Origin of the sequence: Neisseria dentiae (assembly GCF_014055005.1) — a bacterium.
Classification (GTDB): Bacteria; Pseudomonadota; Gammaproteobacteria; order Burkholderiales; family Neisseriaceae; genus Neisseria; species Neisseria dentiae.
In genome coordinates, this window is the sequence record NZ_CP059570.1 from 2,090,103 (window position 1) to 2,113,770 (window position 23,668).

Annotated in this window: 19 protein-coding genes and 2 pseudogenes; 4 read left to right on the top strand and 17 right to left on the bottom strand. The window is 53.6% G+C overall.

Going from position 1 to position 23,668, the window contains the following annotated elements; all coding sequences use genetic code 11:
* Positions 1–8 precede the first annotated feature (8 nt).
* From H3L92_RS09845 to H3L92_RS09895, 11 genes are all read right to left on the bottom strand, one after another.
* Positions 9–455 (bottom strand): hypothetical protein, encoded by a 447-nt coding sequence (locus H3L92_RS09845; protein WP_085366855.1) that lies wholly within the window; start codon positions 453–455, stop codon positions 9–11.
* A 39-nt stretch (positions 456–494) separates the two neighbouring features.
* A complete protein-coding gene (locus H3L92_RS09850; RefSeq protein WP_245945423.1) occupies positions 495–938 on the bottom strand; it encodes a UCP033725 family protein in 444 nt (147 codons plus the stop codon).
* Complete coding sequence (locus H3L92_RS09855; protein ID WP_085366857.1) at positions 922–1,836, bottom strand: hypothetical protein; 915 nt, start codon at positions 1,834–1,836, stop codon at positions 922–924. Before H3L92_RS09855 ends, H3L92_RS09850 begins: the two co-directional genes overlap by 17 nt.
* Positions 1,837–1,909: 73 nt before the next feature.
* The gene (locus H3L92_RS13380; protein WP_245945424.1) at positions 1,910–2,356 is read right to left on the bottom strand and encodes a UCP033725 family protein; all 447 of its coding nucleotides are present in this window, start codon (positions 2,354–2,356) and stop codon (positions 1,910–1,912) included.
* 11 nt (positions 2,357–2,367) lie between these two features.
* Positions 2,368–2,547 (bottom strand): hypothetical protein, encoded by a 180-nt coding sequence (locus tag H3L92_RS09865; RefSeq protein ID WP_085367198.1) that lies wholly within the window; start codon positions 2,545–2,547, stop codon positions 2,368–2,370.
* A 65-nt stretch (positions 2,548–2,612) separates the two neighbouring features.
* The gene (locus H3L92_RS09870; RefSeq protein ID WP_245945425.1) at positions 2,613–3,044 is read right to left on the bottom strand and encodes a UCP033725 family protein; all 432 of its coding nucleotides are present in this window, start codon (positions 3,042–3,044) and stop codon (positions 2,613–2,615) included.
* A gap of 11 nt (positions 3,045–3,055) precedes the next feature.
* Positions 3,056–3,499, bottom strand: coding sequence for a hypothetical protein (locus tag H3L92_RS09875; RefSeq protein WP_115336218.1), 444 nt, complete (start codon positions 3,497–3,499; stop codon positions 3,056–3,058).
* A gap of 39 nt (positions 3,500–3,538) precedes the next feature.
* Positions 3,539–3,967: a UCP033725 family protein gene (locus H3L92_RS09880; protein ID WP_085367201.1), complete on the bottom strand. Its 429-nt coding sequence runs from the start codon at positions 3,965–3,967 to the stop codon at positions 3,539–3,541.
* Between the two features lie 11 nt (positions 3,968–3,978).
* On the bottom strand, positions 3,979–5,778 hold the full coding sequence (locus H3L92_RS09885; protein WP_115336219.1) for a hypothetical protein: 1,800 nt from the start codon (positions 5,776–5,778) through the stop codon (positions 3,979–3,981).
* A 136-nt stretch (positions 5,779–5,914) separates the two neighbouring features.
* Positions 5,915–7,090 carry an LD-carboxypeptidase gene (locus H3L92_RS09890; protein WP_085366114.1) on the bottom strand — a complete coding sequence of 392 codons (1,176 nt, stop codon included), beginning with the start codon at positions 7,088–7,090 and terminating at the stop codon, positions 5,915–5,917.
* A 133-nt stretch (positions 7,091–7,223) separates the two neighbouring features.
* Positions 7,224–7,619 carry an HIT family protein gene (locus tag H3L92_RS09895; RefSeq protein ID WP_085366115.1) on the bottom strand — a complete coding sequence of 132 codons (396 nt, stop codon included), beginning with the start codon at positions 7,617–7,619 and terminating at the stop codon, positions 7,224–7,226.
* Positions 7,620–7,900: 281 nt separating this feature from the next.
* On the opposite strand from H3L92_RS09895, the gene H3L92_RS09900 reads away from it, so the two are divergent.
* Positions 7,901–10,045: a calcium-binding protein gene (locus H3L92_RS09900; RefSeq protein WP_085366116.1), complete on the top strand. Its 2,145-nt coding sequence runs from the start codon at positions 7,901–7,903 to the stop codon at positions 10,043–10,045.
* 315 nt (positions 10,046–10,360) lie between these two features.
* On the opposite strand, the gene H3L92_RS09905 is transcribed toward H3L92_RS09900, so the two are convergent.
* Positions 10,361–11,896 carry an AmpG family muropeptide MFS transporter gene (locus tag H3L92_RS09905; RefSeq protein ID WP_085366117.1) on the bottom strand — a complete coding sequence of 512 codons (1,536 nt, stop codon included), beginning with the start codon at positions 11,894–11,896 and terminating at the stop codon, positions 10,361–10,363.
* A 208-nt stretch (positions 11,897–12,104) separates the two neighbouring features.
* Here H3L92_RS09905 and H3L92_RS09910 point away from each other — a divergent pair, with 208 nt between their 5' ends.
* Together H3L92_RS09910 and argA are read left to right on the top strand one after the other, a co-directional pair.
* A complete protein-coding gene (locus tag H3L92_RS09910) occupies positions 12,105–12,530 on the top strand; it encodes an MJ0042-type zinc finger domain-containing protein (protein WP_085366118.1) in 426 nt (141 codons plus the stop codon).
* 1 nt (position 12,531) lies between these two features.
* Positions 12,532–13,857, top strand: coding sequence for an amino-acid N-acetyltransferase (argA, locus tag H3L92_RS09915; protein ID WP_085366119.1), 1,326 nt, complete (start codon positions 12,532–12,534; stop codon positions 13,855–13,857).
* Between the two features lie 617 nt (positions 13,858–14,474).
* Here the strand turns inward: argA and H3L92_RS13635 are convergent.
* Positions 14,475–14,586 (bottom strand): annotated as a pseudogene (locus tag H3L92_RS13635) (IS5/IS1182 family transposase); the annotation flags it as partial.
* 61 nt (positions 14,587–14,647) lie between these two features.
* Positions 14,648–14,767, bottom strand: a pseudogene (locus tag H3L92_RS13640) (transposase); the annotation flags it as partial.
* Positions 14,768–15,189: 422 nt separating this feature from the next.
* Between H3L92_RS13640 and H3L92_RS09920 the strand changes: the two are divergent.
* Positions 15,190–18,309: a multidrug efflux RND transporter permease subunit gene (locus tag H3L92_RS09920; RefSeq protein ID WP_085366120.1), complete on the top strand. Its 3,120-nt coding sequence runs from the start codon at positions 15,190–15,192 to the stop codon at positions 18,307–18,309.
* 168 nt (positions 18,310–18,477) lie between these two features.
* Here the strand turns inward: H3L92_RS09920 and mnmG are convergent, their stop codons facing one another.
* From mnmG to H3L92_RS09935, 3 genes are all read right to left on the bottom strand, one after another.
* On the bottom strand, positions 18,478–20,364 hold the full coding sequence (gene mnmG / locus H3L92_RS09925; protein WP_085366121.1) for a tRNA uridine-5-carboxymethylaminomethyl(34) synthesis enzyme MnmG: 1,887 nt from the start codon (positions 20,362–20,364) through the stop codon (positions 18,478–18,480).
* A gap of 106 nt (positions 20,365–20,470) precedes the next feature.
* On the bottom strand, positions 20,471–20,731 hold the full coding sequence (locus H3L92_RS09930; RefSeq protein ID WP_245945426.1) for a PepSY domain-containing protein: 261 nt from the start codon (positions 20,729–20,731) through the stop codon (positions 20,471–20,473).
* Positions 20,732–21,101: 370 nt separating this feature from the next.
* Positions 21,102–23,531, bottom strand: a complete 2,430-nt coding sequence (locus H3L92_RS09935; RefSeq protein WP_085366123.1) for a penicillin-binding protein 1A — start codon at positions 23,529–23,531, stop codon at positions 21,102–21,104.
* Between the last annotated feature and the right edge of the window lie 137 nt (positions 23,532–23,668).

The window sequence follows — 23,668 nt, forward strand, 5'->3', positions numbered from 1 at the left end:
TTCCATCCTTATTTATTAACATATGGAATAAACCGCTCATTTTCTTCATCATATACCGCCGCTTTCCGCTTCACTCCGTCTTCAACTACCCAAATCGTTGAACCGTGCTCGGGATACTGCTTAGTATCTTCTGTTTCTTTAATAAAAAATTCAGGCAGAATTTCATCGGAGCGGCAGGCAATAAATCCGTTTAAAGTGCAGGGCGGCGCTGTATGGTAATCTCCGCCGAATTTTTCGCCTCTCGGAATTTCTGATTGTTTGGGTTCCGTCAGTCGACCTTCAAACAGGAGATAACGGTTTTCCCCTTTGCCTAATGCCTGAACAAAATCGGAATCCGAACCGTCCCATTTTTTATAATCCAGAGCAAAATTATCGATGGTCTGCTTTAAATCCTGTCCGGCTAGATGCCCTGTGTCAGCTTGTCGGGCAACAAAACCGCCGATGGTATTGCACATGAAAATGCCTGTCTGAAAATTTTCAGACAGGCATCTGCATCAATCAAAAAAATCTGTAATTAGCGTTTTCTTTTCATAAACCAAATCTGCTTCTTCTTTTTTGATTTTCTTCTCAAAAACCCCTTTTTCAACCTGGGAAAAGCCTAACCGATTTAATAATTCTAACGGCATGGTAATTGTACAGCCCGACTGCAATACATATAACCTGTTACTTTCTTCGCGAGTAATTGGAAATTCATAACCTTGATAGATGCAATATGTAACAATTCCATAGACATCTCCTACTTCTTCCGGTGAAACCATTTTGAAAAATATCCTAGGGTTTAAGTTTGCTTCCGGCTCTCTTTCAGTAAAACCATTTTTTAAATCTATTGCATCATTCGAAATCAATCGCGCATACCCATTACGTCTAACAACACGATATTCCTTTCCGTTATATACTGTATAAATATTATCCCTCATTTTTTCAATTCCTTCTGTCATGCTCATCTGCTGGCACAAATTTCATTTTTTCATCGTCAAACACTGCAGCCTTACGCCTTACCCCGTCTTCCACAGCCCAAATCACCGAACCATGCTCGGGATATTGTTTAACCTTATCGGTTTCTTTAATAAAAAATTCCGGCAAGATTTCGTCAGAACGGCAGGAAATAAAACCGTTTAAAGTACAAGGGTCAGTACGTGTCCCACCAAATTTCTTGCCATATGGAATTTCAGATTGTGAAGGGGCTGTCAGTTTCCCCTCAAACACCAAATACCTGTCCTGTCCGTTTTCCAACGCCTTGGTATAGGCCGAATCCGGATAATCCAGTGCCAAATGCTTATAAGTATCCTGCAAACCCTGCCCCATCAGATGGCCGTAATCGTCTTTGCGCGTAACAAAACCGCCGATGGTATTGTACGGATTATCTGCTTTCAGATAACCCTCCAGATACTCATAAGGCATCACCTTCGTTACCACCGTATCGCGGGTGATCGGCGGAACGTCGTCCCGTATCCGCTTCATCTGTCCGACCTGCTCCTCCGTCATATCGTCCATATGCGTGCGCGTCAGGTTTTTGAATTCTTCGAATTGCAGGTTCTCCCGCGTCAGCGAGTCGGGCAGGTTTTGGTAAACGAAGCTTTCCGGTGCAAGGTCTTTGTCCCGACCCCATTCGCCTATGTCTTGCAGATTGTTGCGGTAAGTCTCCGCCCGTGCCCTCTCGGCGGCTTCTTCCGCCATTTTACGGCTCAGGCTGATACCGCCTTTGGCCAGTCCCGCCCCGCCCAGCGCCGCGGCGGCAATATCGGCGGCGGGTTTGCCTTCTTCCACCGCGCGGTTCAAATCACCGGTTTCGACTGCCTGATGCCACCGTTCGAAACCTTCTTTGGCGTTTCCCAAACCTTCCGAAATAACCGAAGCTGTCTACCGAACAAAATGCCTGTCTGAAAATTTTTCAGACAGGCATTTTGGGTTATTTGAAAAAATTAGGCATCAGTGTCTTTTTCTCATAAACCAAATCGACATCTTCTTTTTTCACTGCTTTTTCATATTCGTATTTCCCCACCCTCTTAAAATCGAATTTTTCGATTAACGGCCCACCTGTAACCGTGTGGCTTTCAGATAAAATATAATGGCCATTTTCTTCCCTAAGAATGAAAAATTCATAACCTTGATACAGGCAATATGGTTTGATTGAATAAACTTCTCCCACTTCATTAGGAGGAACTATCAAGGTATAAATTTTTTCTGCTAATTGTTTAGGAGTATATTTGAATTGCTTTGCATCATAAACTTTTTCAACAAATCCTTTTTCTAAGTCCTCAGCATTTTTGGAAACTAATTTAGCCATTCCATCATGATATAAAATACGATATTCCTTACCTTTGTACATGGTATAAGTATCATTTCTAATGGTCATCTTCAATATCCTTATTCATTATTGTATGGGAAAAAACGTTTATTCTCACCGTCAAACACCGCTGCCTTACGCTTCTCACCGTTTTCAATTACCCAAATTACCGACCCGTCTTCAGGGGTTTGCGCATTCTCTCTTTCAAATTTAAATTCCGGAATAATCTCATCCGAACGGCAAGCGATAAAACCATTCAAAAAATATCCATAACAAGATAATAAATAAAGGCCGTCTGAAAATTATTTTTCAGACGGCCTATAAATTATTTGAAAAAATTAGGTCTTAAGGTTTTTTTCTCATACACCAAGTCAACATCTTCTTTTCTTACTGATTTTTCATAGCCATATTTATCTACCCGTTCAAACTCCAATTTTTTAAGCAACGGGCTATATTCACCAACTAAAATATAGTTTCCATTTTCTTCATATTTTATCCTGAACTCATAACCTTGGTAGAGTGCAAAGGTTGCAATTTCATAAACATCTCCTATTTCAGACGGGGATACGTTTAAAGTATAGACTTTCTTTGCCAACTGTTCAGGGGTATATTTCAAATTCTTAGTATCAGGGATTTTTTCTATAAAGCCTTTTTTCAAATCATCAGCATCATTTGAAATTAATTTTGCCAAACCATTATTATTCCGAACACGGTATTCTTTACCTTGATACACTGTATAAATATTATACCTAATCATTATTTCTATCCTTATTTGTTAACATATGGAATAAACCGTTCGTTTTCTTCATCATACACCGCCGCTTTCCGCTTCGCCCCGTCTTCAACAGCCCAAATTACCGAACCGTTCTCAGGATACCGTTCCTTTTTCTCCAGTATTTTGTATTCCGGTAATATCTCGTCAGATCGGCACGCTATAAAACCATTTAACGTACAAGGAAGTTCGTCTTCATGATTACCTCCGAAGCGGTGTCCTCTGGGAATATCAACAGTGTCTTCAACTTCAGTCAATCTGCCTTCAAAAACCAGATAACGGTTTTCACCACGATTTAATGCTTGAACGAAATTAGAATCCGAACCGTCCCATTTTTTATAATCCAGAGCAAAATTATCGATGGTTTGCTTTAAACTCTGTCCGGCTAAATGCCCTGTGTCAGCTTGTCGGGCAACAAAACCGCCGATGGTATTGCACATGAAAATGCCTGTCTGAAAATTTTCAGACAGGCATTTGTATCAATCAAAAAAATCAGTTACCAACTCTTTCTTTTCGTAAATCAAATCAGCTTCTTCTCTTTTGATTTTTTTTTCAAAAACACCTTTGTCCACTTGAGAAAAACCTAGCTGGTTTAATAATCTCAACGGCATAGTAATTGTGCACGCTGACTGTAATATATAGCATCCGTCACCTTCTTCATGAATGATTGGAAATTCATATCCTTGGTATATGCAAAATGTACCAATATCATAAACATCACCCACTTCTTCCGGAGAAACCATTTTGAAAAATATCCTCGGATTCAGGTTTTTTTCAGGCTTATATTCCGTAAAACCGTTTGCCAAATCCATAGCATCATGAGAAAACAGCCTTGCATACCCTTCACGTCTGCTAATACGGCATTCTTTTCCTTGATAAATCGTATAAGTATTATTTCTGATTGCCATTTTAACTTCCTTTATTTATTTGCATCTTCATAGGGAACAAATTTCATTTCATTATCATCAAACACCGCTGCCTTATGCTTCACCCCGTCTTCAACCACCCAAATCGTTGAACCGTGTTCAGGATATTGTGGAGATTTTGGCTGACTCTTAACATAAAACTCAGGAATAATCTCATTGCTTCTACAGGCGATAAAGCCGTTTAATGTACATGGTAAGGCATCATCATGAATACCGCCGAACCTTTCTCCATATGGAATTTCCGACTGTTTCGGTTTAGTCAGCCTTCCTTCAAACACCAAATACCTGTCCTGCCCGTTTTCCAACGCCTCGGTATACGGCGAACCGGAATAATCCAGTGCCAAATGCTTATAGGTATTTTCAAGATTCTGCCCCATCAGATGGCCGTAATCGTCTTTGCGCGTAACAAAACCGCCTATCGTATTATACGGATTCTCCTCTTTCAGATACCCCTCCAAATACTCATAAGGCATCACCTTCGTTACCACCGTATCGCGGGTAATCGGCGGAACGTCGTCCCGTATCCGCTTCATCTGCCTGACCTGCTCCTCCGTCATATCGTCCATATGCGTGCGCGTCAGGGTTTTGAATTCTTCGAATTGCAGGTTCTCCCGCGTCAGCGAGTCGGGCAGGTTTTTATATACAAAGCTTTCCTGCGGCAACCCTTTGTCCCTGCCCCATTCCCCTATGTCTTTCAGGTTATCACGATGCAGCTCCGCCCGTGCCCTTTCCGCCGCCTCTTCCGCTGCTTCCCGCGCCATCTTCCTGCTCAATGCGCCGGCTCCTTTGGCTACCCCCAGACCGCCCAGCGCTATCCCCGCTATATCGGTTACCGGCTTGCTCTCTTCCACCGCTTGGTGCAGATCGGTAGCATCCACTGCCTGTTGCCAGCGCTCCGCCCCTGCCTTCATGCTTTCGAGGCCGTCTGAAAGGTCTGTTTTCAGTTGTTCGGGGTTGTTCCAATATTCTTGGGCGGTGGTTTTGGTGTGTTCCCATGTCTGTGCTATGGCCTGCTCGCGGCTGTCGGTACGCTCCTGTGCCGCCCGGGCTTCGTTATCGTCGAGTACGTCTATATGCCTGTCCAGCCCCAGCGCGGCTTTGTCGTGCAGCAGCGATGCGCCTTCTTTGGCCAGCCTGCCTGTTTCGGTTATGCCTTCCCCTACCGATTCGACTGCGCTCAGTGCGGCTCCGCCTACTGCGGTGGCACCGCGTTTGAAGCTGCGGGTAATCTCCCAGTCGTCTTCTTCTATCTTAACGGCTTCGGCCAGCGGCTCTTTGATATAGTTGCGGTAGCCTTCGGCTACCGGCTCGGCAAGGTTTTTGTCCAGCCAGCTGCCGGCTTGGTCCCATATGTTTTGTTCCTGCTCTTTGGGCGTGCGCCGTTTGCCTACAACGGTGATACTGGGCAGCTCTACGACCTCTTCCGGCATATCTGTCCTGCGGGCGGTGGCAACGGCTTGGTCTATATTGGTTTTGAACGGGTAGTGTTTGTTGACCCTGCCGACGATGTTGTTGTCTTCGTCTACCCGTATGCCGGTGATATGGGGATTGCGGGCACCTGCCCTGGCCGCGGCCTCTCCAACCGCGCTGCTCAGTGCTTCCTGCTGTTCGGGCGTATAGCGGGAAACTGCGCTGCGGACTTCTTCGTTGCTTTTAAACAGCCCTGCCGCTTCCTGTTTCAGCTTCGGTATGCTTTGTTCTATTTCCTGCTCCCGCTGCTGCTGCCGCTCCATCTGCTGCTGTAATTGCTGCTCTTGGCTCAGGCTTTGGGAACGCCCGAATGAAAGTTCCATATTTAAAGGCTCCTGTGACTGTTTGGTGATTCCGGCTTAGGACAACGGCTTTTATGGGAAGTTCAATCATTTAGGCCGTCTGAAATTTTTTCAGGCGGCCTGAGACCTTTGTAACAGGGGTTTAAACCGCCTTAATTTATTCCTGCATCGGGTCTTCCACGATATTCACGGGCTGGTAGGCGGGAACGGGCGGAGGCAGCAGGGTATCGAGCATCAGGCCGGCGGCGTTGAGGGTGGGATAGCCGCTGAATGTTACCGAATAGCCGCCGTTGGATTCGCCGGTGATTTTGGCGTGCGCGCCCAGCGGGAAGGTGGCTTTGTTGGTGATGTGGCCGAACGGAAAACCGGTGAGCACGGGCACTTTGGCGATGCGGCTGATGTTGTTGACCACGGCGCTGAAGTCGTAGCTGCTGTCGTACACGTCGCGGATGGTGCCCATGCGGAAGTCGCCGAGCACCACGGCCTGCTGTTTCGACAAAATACCGGCCAAATGCAGGGTTTGCAGCATACGCTCGATGCGGTAGGGCTGTTCGCCCACGTCTTCGAGAAACAGGATGCCGCCCTGAATGTCGGGCATATAGGGGCTGCCGGCGAGCGAGGCCAGCACGCTTAGGTTGCCGCCCCAAAACGTGCCTTCGGCGTTTACGCTGCGGCGCTGCACGTTATACACGCTGACGGTGTTGGCGGCATTGGTGGCGCCGCGTATAAACGATTCCATGGTGTAGGTGCTGGGAGCGGGTTTGCCGAATTCGCTGTACACCATCGGCCCGGCGAAGCTGGCCATATTGCCTTTGGCCAACAGGGCGAGTTGCACGGCGCACAAGTCGCTGAAGCCGAAAAACAGCGTGCCGCGTTCGCGCATACGGGCGCCGAGATTGGCAAAGTCGATATGCGGCAGAATGCGCACGGCACCGTAACCGCCGCGCAGCCCCATCAGCACTTTCGGGGTGGCGACGCGGCCGGTGGCAACGTCTTGGAAGTCGGCGATGCGTTCGCTGTCGGTGCCGGCGAAACGCTGGTAGCGGCGGAAAGCGGCCTGCTGGTTGGTTACGGCGAAACCGGCGTGATGAAGGCGGGAGAGGCCGGCTTCGGAACGGGCGGCACTGTCGGCGAAACCGGACGGGGCGACAACGCGCAGGATATTGTCGCCGCTGCGGCTGGGTTGGGTGGTTTTCGGTGGCACGGTTTGGGCTTTGCTGGATTGGGTGGCGGGCTGGGTGGTTGTGCCGCTGCCGCAGGCGGCGAGCATACCGGCACCGGCGGCTGCGGCAGAGGCTTTCAGGAAATTGCGGCGGGAAGGTTGCCAGGTCATAAAGTTTCCTCATATGCGCCGCCTTTTCAGACGGCCTGATAAAGGCGTGTATTTTAAAGGTGTTGCGCGGTATTGCACAATGCAGGCCGTCTGAAAGGAGCAAACGGTTTTCAGACGGCCTGCATTGTGTGTATTACAACAATGCTTTTATCTGCTGCGGCCAGTTTTCCGGCAAAACCGCCTGCAGTTCGCGCACGGCCGGCGCCCAAACGGGGGCGGGAAAGTTGGCATCGTTATCGAAGCGGGCAATAACGTGCCAATGCAGGTGCGGCACCACGTTGCCCAAACTGGCCAAGTTGATTTTGGCCGGCTTGAACACTTCGCGCATGGCGGCTTCCACGCGGTAAACCGCATCCATCAGCTCTTGGCGTTCTGCCGGTTGCAGATCGGTCATTTCGGCAACATGGTGCTGCCAGATTACGCGGCAGAACGCGGGGGCATTGGCTTCGTTGTGCACGGCAATCACGCGCAGGTTGGCGGTTTGCAGCAGCACATCTTCGCCGGCGGGGGCGCACAAAGGGCAGGTCATGGTCGGCTCCTTCAAAGTTGGCCGGATATTCTAACAGAGTTTGCCGCAAGGGGCTTTCAGACGGCCGCCATCATGCAGGAATCCCAACAACCATTCAAATAGAAACAAATAAAAGCAGCGAATATGACTATGGTTTTTACACTAATAATAATTTAGTTTAAAATATTGTATATAATCAATTTTTGTAATACATTCCCATCTGCGGCAACCAAAAGCAAAACCACATGCCGGCGTCTTACCCGAATATCATCATTAATATCGATTCAAATAAGGAGGCTATCATGAGCAGCCAACAATCCGGCACCACGGGAGGAGCCGCCAATGCGGCAACATTGGCGGAAACCGCCGCAACCGGCACGCCCGGCGTGTTTTACGGCGACGGTTCCGACAACGTGTTCCACATCAGCCACCCGCAAGAGCGCATCATCGAGCAAGCCAACCAGGGAACAGACACGGCCTACAGCCGCGTGAACTACGCCCTGCCCGATTATGTGGAAAACCTCACACTGGTGGGTAGAGATGCCATCAACGCCACCGGCAACGCCCAAAACAACGTGCTCACGGGCAACAACAACCGCAACCAACTGCGCGGTTTGGCCGGCAGCGACACCCTTTACGGCTACGGCGGCAACGACACGCTCGACGGCGGCAGCGGCGCCGATGCCATGCACGGCGGCAACGGAAACGACGTGTATTATGTAGATAACACCGGCGACACGGTAACCGAACTGCAAAACCACGGCACCGACACCGTGTTCAGCAGCGTGAACTACACCCTGCGGGCCTATGTAGAAAACCTCACGCTCACCGGCAGCGGCAACACCAACGGCAGCGGCAACCATGCCGACAACACCCTGCACGGCAACCACGGTAACAACCATCTTTCCGGCAACAACGGCAACGACTCGATGTTCGGCCACGGCGGCAACGACCTGCTGACCGGCGGCAACGACAGCGACAAACTCTACGGCGGCGTAGGAAACGACCGCTTAATCGGCGGCAAAGCCGTCGGCCTGATTGAAAACAGCTTGGGCGAACTCTATTACCCCGACTTCGGCGACGGCGGCGACTATCTCGACGGCGGCGCAGGCAACGACATCTTAATGGGCGGCAACGGCGACGACACCTATTTCTTCGCCCGCGGCTACGGCCACGACACCATCATCGACTATCGCACGCCCGGCGTAGAAACCGTTTCCGACCCCGAAGGCACCAACACCGTACGCTTCGGCGCAGGCATCCGCCCCGAAGACTTAACCATCACCGCCGCCGTTGAGGCCGGCGGCAACATCGAAAACGTTTGGCATATCGCCGTCAAAGGCAGCAACGACAAACTCACCATCCACAACCAAAGTGCCGACGAAGACCACAACCTCGCCATCACCCGCTTCGAGTTCGCCAACGAAACCCTCAGCCCGTGGCAGCTGGCCGACCGTATCGGCATCATCGGTAACAGCAAAACCATCGCCATCGGCAGCCAAAGCGGCTACCGCATGAGCAGGGCTGATTTCGGCGTAGGGCAGGACAACGAACTGGCCGAATACCGTTTCGATATCGAAAAAGTAACCGGCGGGCGTTTGGCCTATCTTTCTTCAGACGGCCACGTTATCGAATGGGTGAAAAAAGGCCAGTTCCATTATTCCGACGCCGAAAGCCTGGTGTTTATCCCCAACCGCGGCGCCACCGAAGCTGCCATAGAATTCAAGTTCGACGGCAGCACCGCCGCACGCAGCGGCCGCATCGACGACGCCACCCATACCATCAAATTCGATTTGCACGACACATCCGGCAACGGCGGCCGTATGCTGTTCGGCGACGTCAACGGCAACACCGTCAACGGCGGCAGCGGCAACGACTTAATCGACGGCTGGACGGGTAACGACCGCCTCAACGGCCACGGCGGCAACGACACCCTGCACGGCAGCGCAGGCAACGACATTCTCGACGGCGGCAGCGGCAACGACAAACTCCACGGCGGCGCAGGCAACGACACGTTTATGTTTGCCAAAGGCAGCGGCCAAGACACCGTTTCCGACACCGAAGGCAGCAATACGGTGCGTTTCGGCACAGGCATCGCCCCCGAAGACCTAACCGTTACCCGCACCGCCCACCCGTGGTTTTCAGGCGAAAGCAACTGGGAAATCAGCATCGGCGGCAGCAGCGACAAACTGATTATCGAACGGCAGAACACCGGCAAAAGCGCCGCCGTTACCCGCTTCGTTTTCGATTCGGGCACATTCGGCAACGACGTGCTCGAAGGGAAAATCTCCGAAGCCAAACTGGCTGCCGCACTGGAAAAAACAAACGGTGCCGCAACCGCCGCTTCCGCTGCGCAAAACACCCCCGCCGCAGCTTATGCGTATAACGCCGCACCTTCGGCACCGGCCAAGCCCGACGAATCCGCACCGGTTAATTTAATCGGCTGACGGCAGGGGTTGCCGGGAAACAGCCCGCCGATTTCAGGAAACCTCTGCAAAACCATCTTGAGGCCGTCTGAAATGCTCAGGCTCCGTTATTGGCTTCGCAAGCCCGGCGCTACCCCCCGCGTAGGCAGGAATAACGATAATCGGATGTTTCAGACGGCCTAAACCGACTTGCAAAGATTTCAGGTTGGTTAAAACATTCCGTCGGCAAAACCACAGGCCGTCTGAAAACCCGTTTTAAAAACAGGTTTTCAGACGGCCTCAATTTTTAACAAACCAATAAAGCGGAAAAGTTTATGTCCGCACAAAACAGCAGCCCTACCCTGCCCCGCCGTTTTTGCCGAACAGCTTTTTCTCGGCCAGATACACCAGCAGCAACACCGGCACGCCCAAGAGCGCGGTCAGCGTAAAGAAACCCGGATAGCCGATTTTATCCACCATCGCGCCCGAATAGCCGCCCAAAGTTTTGGGCAGCAGTGTCATCAGCGAGCTGAAAATCGCATATTGCACGGCGGTGAAGCGGATATTGGTCAACGCCGACAAAAAGGCGATAAACACCGCGCCTGCCAAACCTGCGGCAAGATTGTCGAACCCCACCGCCAAATACATAAACGCCACATCGTGCCCGCGGTAGGCCAGCGCCACAAACAGCAGGTTGGTTAGCGCCGCCAGCACCGCACCGGTCATCATCATTTTCATCAGGGCGAATTTCTGCGACAGCAGCCCGCCGAGAAAACCGCCGGCCACCGCCATCACCACGCCGAAGGTTTTCACCGCCGCGGCGATTTCTTCTTTGCTGAAGCCCATGTCCTGATAAAACACATTGGAAATCACGCCCGCCACAATGTCGGAAATACGGTAAACGCCGATTAAGGCCAACAGCAGCAGCGCCGATTTGCCGTAACGCTCGAAAAAATCGGTAACGGGGTGTATCCAAGTGTCCACGGCCAGCTGTTTGGGCACCAAACCGCTTTTCACGGTCAGCGCACCCACCGCCGAGGCGGCAGAGGCGGAAAGCAGCAACCGCACAGCTTCCCAACCGAACGCTGCCAGCGGGCCGCCGCCCTGCGGCAACACCTTGCCCAGTTGCGAAAACGCCGCCACAAACGCCGCCACCGACACCAAAAACAACAACAGCAGGCGCAGGTTGTCGGCGGTGGAGCGCGCTGCCGTGTGGCGTTCCGACACGGCAGGCTCGCGCATCAGCAGCGTCGTCGCCACCCCCACGCCCATCACGGCGGCCATAATGAAATAGGTTTGCTGCCAGGCCGCATACACATAAGCGTTTTCGTGCGAACCCAACCTCGCCGCTAGAAACAGCGCGCCCGCGCCCGCCACAATCATGCCCACGCGGTAGCCGGCGTTATAAGTGGCGGCCGTTACCGACTGCATCGCCACATCGTCTGCCGCCGCTTCGATGCGGTAGGCATCAATCACCACGTCTTGCGTGGCCGACGAAAAACCCAGCAACACCGCACCTGCGGCCATATAAGTCAATGCCGTGCCGCTGACGGGGTTGACCATGGCCATACTGCACACCGCCGCAATCACCAGCAATTGCGACAACAACAGCCAGCCGCGCCGTTTGCCCAGCAGGCGGGTCAGCAGCGGCAGCGGCAACGAATCAATCAGCGGCGCCCACACGAATTTGAACGAATAAGCCAGTGCCGCCCAACTGAACATAGTTACCGTGCTGCGGTCTACCCCCGCTTCGCGCAGCCACAGCGACAGGCTCGAGAAAATCAGCAAAATCGGCACACCTGCCGAAAAGCCGAGAAAAAACAGCGTAACGGCGCGGCGGTCTGTGTAGGCAGCCGCCGCAGCCAGCCAATTTTTAGAAGAAGTCTGCTGCATATCAAGCACTTAAACCGCAAACACACGGTTGCATAAAAATAAAACGGCTATTGTATCAACGAAGCATACAGGCCGTCTGAAAAGATTTGTTTCAGACGGCCTGTTTCCGTTTAACCCGAAAAACCGCCGAACTCCCGCGCAAACTTCCCATGCCGTCTGAAAAACCTTAAAATACCGGTTTCTATAATAAACGTCTTAAATCACTATTATGCCCATCTGCGTCTGCCCCCACTGCAAAGCACGGCTTGCCGTTAAAGATACCCAACTGAACCTGGCGCAAGGTTTTGTGGTCTGCACCAAATGCGAAGGCCTGTTCCAAGCCAAGCACCACATCAGCAACACCCCGCACAAAGCCTCGCCCGAGCAGCTGCCCGGCGCCGCCACCGACACCAAACTGGTGCGCTCCATCGGCCCCGCCGTGCGCAACCACAAGGCCTTGTCGAAAAACGAAATCGCCGACCTGCTCGACAGCATGATTCCCGCCGAAAGCAAAAACAAACCCTCCGCCAAAGCGCAGGCCGCCGCAACCGGCACCGCCGAGCCTGCAAAAGACGGCTTTAACTGGACTTTGGCCGCACTCACCGCGCTCACCGTGCTGATCATGCAGCTTTTCTATTTGATATTAATGCTTTGAGATGACCGCCCCTGTTGATTTTATCCGCGACTTCCGGGAAGCCGCCCCCTATATCCACTACCTGCGCGGCAAAACGCTGGTAATCGGCATTGCGGGCAGCCTGCTCTCCGGCTCCACCCTCCAAACGCTCGCCGCCGATTTAAACCTGCTCGCCAGCCTCGGCGTGCGCCTGGTTGTGGTGCACGGTTCGCGTACACAAATCAACACTCTGGCAGAAGCGCACGGCCTTACCCCGCAATACCACAACGGCCGCCGCATCACCGACGAAACCACCCTCGCCCACGCCAAACAGGCCTGCGGCATGGTGCGCAGCGACATCGAAGCCGCCCTTTCGTTCGGCCTCTCCCAAACCCCGCTGCGCGGCAAGCCCCTGAGCATTGCCGGCGGTAATTTCGTTTCCGCCCGCCCGCTCGGCATCATCGACGGCATCGACATGGGCTACACCGGCATCGTGCGCAAAATCGACACCGAAGCCGTGCGCCAACGCCTCAACGACGGTGCCTTAGTGTTAATCAGCCCGCTCGGCCATTCGCTCAGCGGCAAAACCTTCAACCTCAGCATGGGCGACATCGCCGAAGCCGCCGCCGTTGCCCTTCAGGCCGAAAAACTGGTTTATCTGGTTGAACAGGAAGGCATTTTAAACGAGCACGGGCAGGTTTTGCCCAACCTTTCCGGCCAAGAGGCCCGCGCCCTGCTAGCCGGCGGACGGGTGCAGAGCAACCAGCAAAGGCTGCTGCAATCGGCCGTAAACGCCGTGGAAAACGGCGTGCAGCGCACCCAGATTCTCAGCGGCCGCCAAAACGGCAGCCTGATTGCCGAACTGTTTACCCGCCACGGCGTCGGCACTTCCGTGGCGCGCAACGCCTTTATGAACATCCGGCAGGCCCAAACCGGCGACATTCCCGACATCACCGCCCTTATCCGCCCGCTCGAAGAACAGGGCATCCTACTGCGCCGCAGCCGCGAATACCTTGAAAACCACATCGGCGAGTTTTCCGTGTTGGAACACGACCGCCGCATTTACGGCTGCGTCGCCCTCAAAACCTTTGCCGACCCCGACATCGGCGAACTGGCCTGCCTGGTGGTTTCCCCTGAAGCGCAAGACAGCGGCTACGGCGAACTGTTGCTCGAACATCTGCTCGGGCAGGCCCGCAGCCGCAACATCCGCACCCTCTACGCCCTTTCCACCCACACCGGCGAATGGTTTCTCGAACGCGGCTTTCAAACGGCCTCATCCGAAGCCCTCCCCCCCGAACGCCTGAGCGAATACCACGAAAGCGGGCGCAAATCGAAAGTGTTTGTGTATCACACGGGCGCAAACGGTTGAGGTATAGAAAACCCTAAATAGTATAGTCACAATATTTTCAACCACATTGTAATAATCCGGATTTCTATTGCCGCAGCAAATGAAGCTTTTCTCATAACGCGTGGCAATGCCCCACCAACGTTTATAGTGGATTAAAATAAGAATGCCGAAGTAGGGTAAAACGATTCTTTAGCATATCGCCCAATTGCAAGTTTGAATGCAGTTATTTCATTTCGGAGTTTTTATTTGAATTCACTATAAAACCCCAAAAGCAGTTTTCTACCAAGTGACGGTAACGGTACAAGATAGCGGTCAAAAAACGGCTACTCCTTGCGGTTAACCTTTGACGGGATAACGGCGTCCATTCCCAAAAAACAGCCAAATTCCTGATCGTATCAATATCATAGGCTTTATCAGCCAACAACTTGTTGGCTTCCGTATCTATAGTGGATTAAAATAAGAATGCCGAAGTAGGGTAAAACGATTCTTTAGCATATCGCCCAATTGCAAGTTTGAATGCAGTTATTTCATTTCGGAGTTTTTATTTGAATTCACTATACAATTAAGTGTTTCGACAGACAGGAAATCTGCCACACTGCCTTCACTTAACACGAATTTTACCGACATCCCGTCGTTCATCACTAAATGCAGCTTGGTATTCAGTACCCTTTTGTGCGGCTCATGCCCGCATTGCCGCCTTTGGCTCCCTCCACATAGAGATGAACTTTAGATATGGGTGGCATCAATCACTCCATATTTTTCTCCCGAAAGGATGAGTACCAGTTTCGTCCAAATACCTTTGTTGTACCAACAAGATGAAGCGACGGTGGGTGTTGCTCCAGCCGCCGTAATAGGGCGGCAGATCACGCGATGGTGCACCGGTGCACAGTATTCAGAAAACGGCATTGATGTATCGCCTGTTATCCACCGCCTAACCACCTCAGCTACCTTTGTGCCTGGGTAAGTTGTAGGAAAAGGTCGAGTTGTTTACACAACAGGCTTCATTCCCAGCCTGTTATGTAAACAACTCGACCTTTTCTAGCTCTAAGGTATTTTTGCAAAGCTCTCGCGCTTTACAAAAATTTCGGCCTGAGACCTTTGCAAAATTCTTTTAGGCACCTAAAACACTTCCGTCATGCTCTGGCTTGGCCCGAGTATCTGTTTGTTTTAGAAGACAAAGAGATACTCGGGTCAAGCCCGAGTATGACGAAATATCATACATTCAGGATTAAAACGACTTTTTTGCAAAGGTCTCGGCCTTTTACTTTTCGGCAACCCGCGTTTGCCGCCTGCCGGTTTCAATATCCGTTAGAATGCAAGCCATAATACATTCACAATTTATCCGTCCCCATCATGGCTCACTTTTTTATCCGCCGCCCGGTTTTTGCCTGGGTATTGGCGATTTTCATCACCTTTGCCGGCGCTTTGTCGCTGTTGGCGCTACCGCTGGAACAGTATCCCAATATTGCGCCGCCGCAGATTTCGGTGGTGGCGCGCTATACCGGCGCGTCGGCCGAAACGGTCAACGATTCGGTTACGCAGGTTATCGAGCAGCAGATGAAGGGGCTGGACGACCTGATGTATATGAGCTCTACCGCCGACTCTTCGGGGCAGTCGCGCTCCACCCTCACCTTCGAGCCGGGCACCGATATCGATGTGGCGCAGGTGCAGGTGCAAAATGCCTTGCAGCAAACCCTTTCGCGGCTGCCCAACGAAGTGCAGGAGCGCGGGGTAACGGTGACCAAAGGCGGACAGGACAATCTGGTTACCTGGATGTTCACCACCGATGATCCCGATGTGTCGCGGGTGATGATCACCGATTATCTGGCCAGCAATCTGGTGGATGTGTTGGCGCGCATCGACGGGGTGGCGGAAATCACGCTCTACGGCAGCCCCTATGCGATGCGCGTGTGGCTCAACCCCGATAAGCTCGAGGCTTACCAACTGGTTCCCTCCGATGTGGTGGCGGCGATCCAAAGCCAAAATGTGCAGGTATCGGCCGGGCAGCTCGGCCAGCTGCCGGCGGCGGCAAACCAAATGCTCAACGTGCCGATACAGGCGCGCGGCAAATTTTCCACCGTGGCCGAATTTGAAAACATTATTTTGAAAAGCACGGCCGGCGGCGCGGCGGTTACGCTGAAAGACGTGGCGCGGGTGGAATTGGGCGCAGAAAGCGCCGACGTGCAAAACCGGCTCAACGGGCGAGAAGCCGGCGCGTTCGGCGTGGTTCTGGCCGACAATGCCAATGCGCTGGATGTGGCGGCGGCGGTGGAAGCGCGTATCCGTGCCATGGAACCGGGTTTTCCCTACGGCATGAAAGCGCAAACCAGCCAAGACAGCGTGCCGTTTGTGAAAGCCTCGCTGGAAGAAGTGCTCAAAACGCTGCTGGAAGCGGTGGTGTTGGTGGTGATTGTGATGTATGTGTTTTTGCAGAGCTGGCGCGCCACACTGATTCCCGCCGTGGCCGTGCCGGTGGTGCTGATGGGCACGCTCGGCGTGTTGGCGCTGTTGGGCTATTCCATCAATATGCTGACCATGTTTGCGCTGGTGCTGGCCATCGGCCTGCTGGTGGACGATGCGATTGTGGTGGTGGAAAACGTGGAGCGCGTGATGCACGAAAAAGGGCTGGACGCGAAAACCGCCACCGAAAAATCCATGCAGGAAATCTCATCGGCGCTGGTGGGCATCGGCATGGTGTTGTCGGCGGTGTTTGTGCCGATGGCGTTTTTTCCCGGCTCCACCGGTGTGATTTACCGCCAGTTTGCCGTTACCATTATCGCCGCCATGGGTTTTTCGGTGCTGGTGGCGCTAACCCTTTCGCCGGCGATGTGCGCGCAGTTTTTGAAAGCCAAAGCGCACAACAACCCCGGCGGCGGTTTGTTCAGACGGCCTTTGCGGGCATTCAACCGCGGTTTTGAGCGTGCGTCGGCATGGTATGGCGCCACGGCGGGCAAACTCTTGCAGCGCGGCAAAATCATGCTGGCGGCGTTTGCGGGCATTTTGGCGGTGTGTGCCGCCCTGTTTGTGTGGCTGCCCACCTCGTTTCTGCCCGAAGAAGACCAAGGCTTTCTCTCGGTGAGCATCACGCTGCCGCCCGGCGCCACCGATGCGCGCACCCAGAAAATCGTGGCCGAGCTAACCGACTACTTTATGCAGCAGCCCGAAGTCGCCACCGTTCACGCCCTCACCGGCATACGCGGCAGCCAAGGCTACGGCCAAATCACCTTGCGCCTCAAACCGTGGGACGAGCGAACGGGCGGGGAACACACTGCCGCCGCACTGGCGCGCCGTATCGCTGCTGAAATGCGCAAACGCACCGATGCGCGCATTTTCGTGAGCCTGCCGCCGGTGGTGCGCGGCTTGGGCTCGGCCGGCGGGGTGAGTTTTATGATCAAAGACATGAACGGCGCAGGCTACGATGCGCTGGTGGCCGCCAAAGACCGCTTCATCGAGCTGGCGCGCAACAGCCCTTATCTGGACAGCGTGCGCACCAACAACCAAGACGCCCGCACCCAGCTGAAGGTGGATTTGGACAACTTCAAAGCCGCCGCCCACCAAATCGAACCGGCGGCCGTCAACCAGCTGCTCAACAACGCACTCGGCGGCACTTATGTGAACGACTTCATTCACAACGGCCGCATCAAACACGTGTATGTGCAGGCCGATGCGCCGTTCCGTATGCAGCCGCAGGATATCGGCAACTGGAAAGTGCGCAATACGGCCGGGCAGATGATTCCGCTTTCCGCCGTCAGCACCATCCGTTGGGACATCGCACCGCCGCAATTAATCCGCTTCAACGGCAGCCTCGCCATGGAAATGCAGGCCGGCGTGAAAAGCGGCGCCAGCTCCGGCGACGCCATGCGCGAAGTGCAAAACATCATGGCGCAATTACCGAACGGCTTTGATTACGAATGGACGGGCGCTTCGCTGCAAGAGCAGCGTGCCGGCAGCCAAGCGCCGCTGTTATACGCCATTTCGATACTGTTTGTGTTTCTCTGCCTGGCGGCGCTGTATGAAAGCTGGAGCGTGCCGTTTGCCGTGATTCTGGCCGCCGCATTGGGCGTACTCGGCGCACTCGCCGCCACCTCGCTGCGCGGCCTGAACAACGACGTGTTCTTTCAGGTGGGTCTGCTCACCACCGTCGGCTTGGCCGCCAAAAACGCCATTCTGATTGTGGAATTCGCCATGCAGCTGCAAGCGCAGGGCAAAACCGCCTTTGCCGCCGCCGTCGAAGCCGCCCGCCTGCGCCTGCGCCCGATTGTGATGACCTCGCTCGCCTTCGGCTTCGGCGTGCTGCCGCTGGCACTGGGTACCGGCGCGGGTGCTGCCAGCCGGGTTGCCATCGGCACGGCGGTGCTCGGCGGCACGGTGATTTCGACCGTGCTCGGTTTGCTGTTTGTTCCGGTGTTTTTCGTATGGGTGAGGGCGTGGGTGCAAAAACGGAACCAAACCGCTGAAAACACCAGCATATAAAAAACACGCCGGCCACGGGCTTTGTAAAAATACCTCAAGGCCGTCTGAAATGCTTGAATCCCGTCATTTCCGCACAGGCGTGAATGACGGGATTCGGCTTTTTAGCAAATGGAGGCCTTTGCAAAATTCGTTTAGGCCGTCTGAAAATATTTTTGCAAAAGTCTCTGCCTACTTCGCGTCTTTAAACCCGCGTTTCAGATGCACCATCAGCAAAGCCACCGCAGCGGGCGTTACACCGGAAATACGGCTGGCCTGGCCGACTGTTTCGGGGCGGTGCTGGTTGAGTTTCTGCTGCACCTCCGCCGACAAGCCCTTGACCTTGCCATAATCAATGTCGGCAGGCAGATTCAGCGTTTCGAGGTCGCGGCGGCTTTCGATTTCGTCGTTTTGGCGGTCGATATAACCTTGGTATTTCACTTGGATTTCCACTTGCTCGGTTACCTCATCGGCCAGGTTTTCAGACGGCATGGCGCCTTCCAGCGTCATCAGCTCGGCGTAACCGATATTGGGGCGGCGCAGCAAATCGTGCAGGTTGGCTTCGCGCGAGAGTTTTTGGCCGAACACGCGCACTTGTTCGCCCTCCGGCAGTTTCTGCGGGGTGTACCAAGTGGTTTTCAGGCGCTGGATTTCGCGCTCAATGGCCTCACGTTTTTCGTTGAACGCACGCCATTGCGCTTCGCCGACCAAGCCGATTTTGCGGCCCTCTTCGGTGAGGCGCATATCGGCGTTGTCCTCCCGCAATTGCAGGCGGTATTCGGCGCGGCTGGTAAACATGCGGTAGGGTTCGTTCACGCCTTTAGTAATCAAATCGTCCACCAACACGCCCAAATAAGCCTGCTCGCGGCGCAACAGAAGCGGCTCTTGTTCGCGCACATATTGCACGGCGTTGGCACCGGCCAGCAAGCCTTGTGCGGCGGCTTCTTCGTAGCCGGTGGTGCCGTTGATTTGGCCGGCGAAAAAGAGGCCGGCGATGGTTTTGGTTTCCAAACTGGCTTTGAGGTTGCGCGGGTCGAAATAGTCGTATTCGATGGCATAGCCGGGGCGCAGGATGTGGGCGTTTTCCAAGCCTTTCATCGAGCGCACGAGCGCCAATTGAATATCGAACGGCAGGCTGGTGGAAATGCCGTTGGGGTAGTATTCGTGGGTGGTCAGGCCTTCCGGCTCGAGAAAAATCTGGTGGCTGTCTTTATCGGCGAAGCGGTTGATTTTGTCTTCGATCGACGGGCAATAGCGCGGCCCCACGCCTTCGATTTTGCCGGTAAACATCGGGCTGCGGTCGAAACCGGAGCGGATAATCTCGTGCGTGTGCAGATTGGTGTGGGTAATCCAGCAGGAAACCTGGCGCGGGTGCATGGCGGCATTGCCGCGCACGGACATCACCGGCACGGGCGTGTCGCCGGGTTGTTCGGTGAGCTGCGAAAAGTCGATGGTGCGGCCGTCAATGCGCGGCGGCGTGCCGGTTTTCAGGCGCGACACCGGCAGATTCAATTCTTTCAGATGGCCCGACAAACCTTGCGCGGCCGGGTCGCCGGCACGGCCGCCGGCGTAGTTTTCCAAACCGATGTGGATTTTGCCCGCCAGAAACGTGCCGGCGGTCAGCACCACGGCGCGGGCTTTGAATTCCACCCCCATCGCGGTTTTCACGCCCGACACGCACTCGCCTGCCAACGTGATGTCTTCCACCGCCTGTTGGAAGAGTTCGAGATTTTCCTGATTTTCCAACATTTCGCGGATGGCGGCCTTATAAAGAATGCGGTCGGCCTGCGCGCGGGTGGCGCGCACCGCCGCGCCTTTGCTGGCGTTCAGGCGACGGAACTGGATACCCGACATATCGGTGGCCAGCGCCATCGCGCCGCCGAGCGCATCGACTTCGCGCACCAAATGGCCTTTGCCGATGCCGCCGATAGAAGGGTTGCACGACATTTGGCCGAGGGTTTCGATGTTGTGGGTAAGCAAAAGCGTTTGCGCGCCCATGCGTGCGGCGGCCAGCGCGGCTTCGGTGCCGGCATGGCCGCCGCCGACCACGATCACGTCGTAGGTTTTGGGGTAAATCATGATGTTGAATGCGTTGGGAAAAATAGCGTGATTGTACGCGCTTTTAAGGCCGCCTGAAAGTTTCAGACGGCCTTAAAACAACACGCTTTACGCGTTCGAACACAGTTTAGCCGTTATTCGGGGCGGGAACTGCGGGTGCGGGATCACGGGCGTTATCATATTGTTTTTTATATTTGCTTTTTACCGCCAACACCTTGCCGTTATTGGCATCCACAATCACTTCATGTTTTTGGCCGCCGGCAATCACATCCACTTCGTAGCGGCTGCCGGTGTGGTAATCGTATTCAAACTCTACATCATCGGCATAGCCGCCGGTTTGGGCTGTTGCCGCAGCTGCGGCCTGCTTGCCCGAAACGGGTGCGAACAAGCCGAAAGAAAAGGCGGTAACCGCAACGCCGGCAATCAGGGCGAGAATGGCGGATGCGGTTATTGTGGCGATAATCTTTTTATAGTGGATTAAAATAAGAATGCCGAAGTAGGGTAAAACGATTCTTTAGCATATCGCCCAATTGCAAGTTTGAATGCAGTTATTTCATTTCGGAGTTTTTATTTGAATTCACTATAGCTGTCATGGTTTGCCTTTCACAAAGGTTATTAAACAGGAACATGCTGTTCCGCATTGGTTTTGCAAGCATCTTACACAAACAGAGTTAGCCGCAGATTAGGGCGTCAACCAAATAGAAAAATAGCAAAAGGCCGTCTGAAAACATTTCAGACGGCCTCGGTATAACGGCTTGTCAGAATAGATTATCCAACTGCGAAGGCTGCGCCGGCTGTCTTGCCGGTGCCTGCTGCTCACCGCTTTCACCACCTTCCGGGCCTGCGTTCAGCGGCTCAACCGGCGTTTCTATTGCACGGTATTCCGATGCGGAGGGTCTTTGCTGCCTGCTGCCCTCACCCACTTCGGTATCGCGCTCTTCGCTGCGCACGGGGCGGCTCGAACGGTTATCCAAAGCCAGATCGGGGTTGGTGGTTTGGCGCTCTTTCAAGAAGTAGTCGTTACCGCGGGTAACCAAGCCTTCGGGGGCTTTCATACCTGTCGAAGGCACACCTTTGAGCGCGAAACGCATGTATTCCACCCACACCGGCAGGGCAATTCTGCCGCCGTAGCCTGCGTTACCCATGCTTCTCGGTTTGTCGTAACCGATATACACCGCCGTAACGACATCGGGGTTGAAGCCCACAAACCATGCGTCTTTGTTGTCGTTGGTGGTACCGGTTTTGCCGGCGATATCCGAACGGCCCAATGCGCGGGCACCCGTGGCCGTGCCCGAACGCACGACATCCTGCATCATTTTATACATGATATAGGCGTTGCGCGGATCGATTACCTGCGGAGCGTTTTTACCGGCTTCCAGCGGCTGCATCTGCGCACGCAGACGGCCCTGACCGTCGTAAATGCGGTCGATCACATAAGAAGACACTTTATACCCGCCGTTGGCAAACACGGTATAGCCTTCGGCCATCTTCATCGGCGTCGTCTCACCCGTGCCCAGCGCCATCGAAAGCCCTGCGGGGATTTCAGACGGCTTGAAGCCGAAACGCTGGATATATTCTTGTGCATAGCCCACTCCGATAGACATCAGAATGCGGATAGACACCATATTTTTCGAAGCCGTTAAGGCTTGGCGGAGGGTAATGAAACCGGCGTAGCGGCCATCTGCATTTTTGGGGCTCCAAACCGCGCCGTTTTTGCCCTGCCCCGGCAGATTAATCGGCGCATCGTTGATCGACGTGGCCATGGTCATGCCTTTGGCCAAACCCGCCGAATAAACGAAAGGTTTGAACGACGAACCCGGCTGGCGTTGCGCCTGTGTGGCACGGTTGAAGGTTCTGCTGTGGAAATCGTAACCGCCCACCAGCGCGCGAACCGCGCCGGTTTTGGCATCAAGCGACACCAGCGCGCCTTGAAGCAGCGGCTCCTGACCCACAGACCAGCGTTTGCCGTTTTGCTTCACCCGGATAACCGCCCCGCGGCGTATCTGCGCATCGCCCATCTTTTTGTTGTTTACGGCCTTGGCCGCAAAACCCAGCTCGGCATTGTCCAATGTGGTTTGGTTGCCGTTGGGCAATTGGATTCTCACGCCTTTTTTGGAAGTATCCAACACCACCGCAGGCATCATGCCGTCAACCGCATAAAGCGTTGAAAGATATTGCCCCGCCATTTCTTCGGCATCGTCGGTTTTGCTCAAATCCAAATAGTGTTCCGCACCACGGTAGCTGCTGCCGCGATCGAAACCGCGCAGGGTTTTGCGCAATGCTTCGGTTGCCGCACGCTGGTTGGCGGAATGAACCGTGGTATAAACCCTGAAACCCTGCGTATAAGCCTCTTCGCCATATTTATCGTAAAGCTCTTGGCGCACCATTTCCGCCACATACAGGGCGCTTTGGTTGATTTTCTGCACATAGCGCTTGTATTGAAGCTCTTCCGCCAACGCCTCGTCGCGCTCCTGCGGCGTAATCATCTTTTCCTCAACCATATTGTTGAGAATGTATTTCTGACGCAACTGGGCGCGTTCGGGATTCACAATCGGGTTAAATGTAGAGGGCGCCTTCGGCAAACCGGCCAAAATCGTGGCCTCGGCCAAAGTCAAATCTTTGACGTCTTTATTGAAATAAATCCGTGAAGCAGCGGCAAAGCCATAGGCGCGCTGCCCCAGATAAATTTGGTTGAAATAAAGCTCGAGAATCTGATCCTTGCTCAACGACTGCTCGATTTTATAAGCCAGCAGCGCTTCGTTGAATTTACGGGTGAAAGTGCGCTCGTTGCTCAAATAGAAGTTACGCGCCACCTGCTGGGTAATCGTACTCGCGCCCGACTGCACACCGCCGGTCAGATTGCCCACCGCCGCACGCATCACGCCGATAACGTCCACGCCCCAGTGGTCGTAAAAACGTTTGTCTTCGGCAGCCAACACGGCATCTTTCAACACTTTCGGAAAATCACCGATTTTGGTGAACGAGCGTCTTTCTTCGCCGTAAACGCCGATGACTTCACCGTCGGAAGAGTAAACCGTCAGCGGCATTTTGGGTTGGTAGTGTTGCACGGCTTCCAATGAGGGCAGCTTCGGATAGGTAACCAAAATAGCTATTGCAACCAAACCTACAACAAAAAGAACCAAGCCCAAAATCAAACCGATACAGGTCGTTATAATTTTTTTAATCATGACTAATTAATAAATTTACCATCAAAAGCATTAAATAAAGTAAAATAGGTAAAGATTCATCAATACAAGGTTATGTTTTTGTAAACCCAGATGGAATCCGTTACGGAATATAAAACTGTTACTCACCCCACATAACA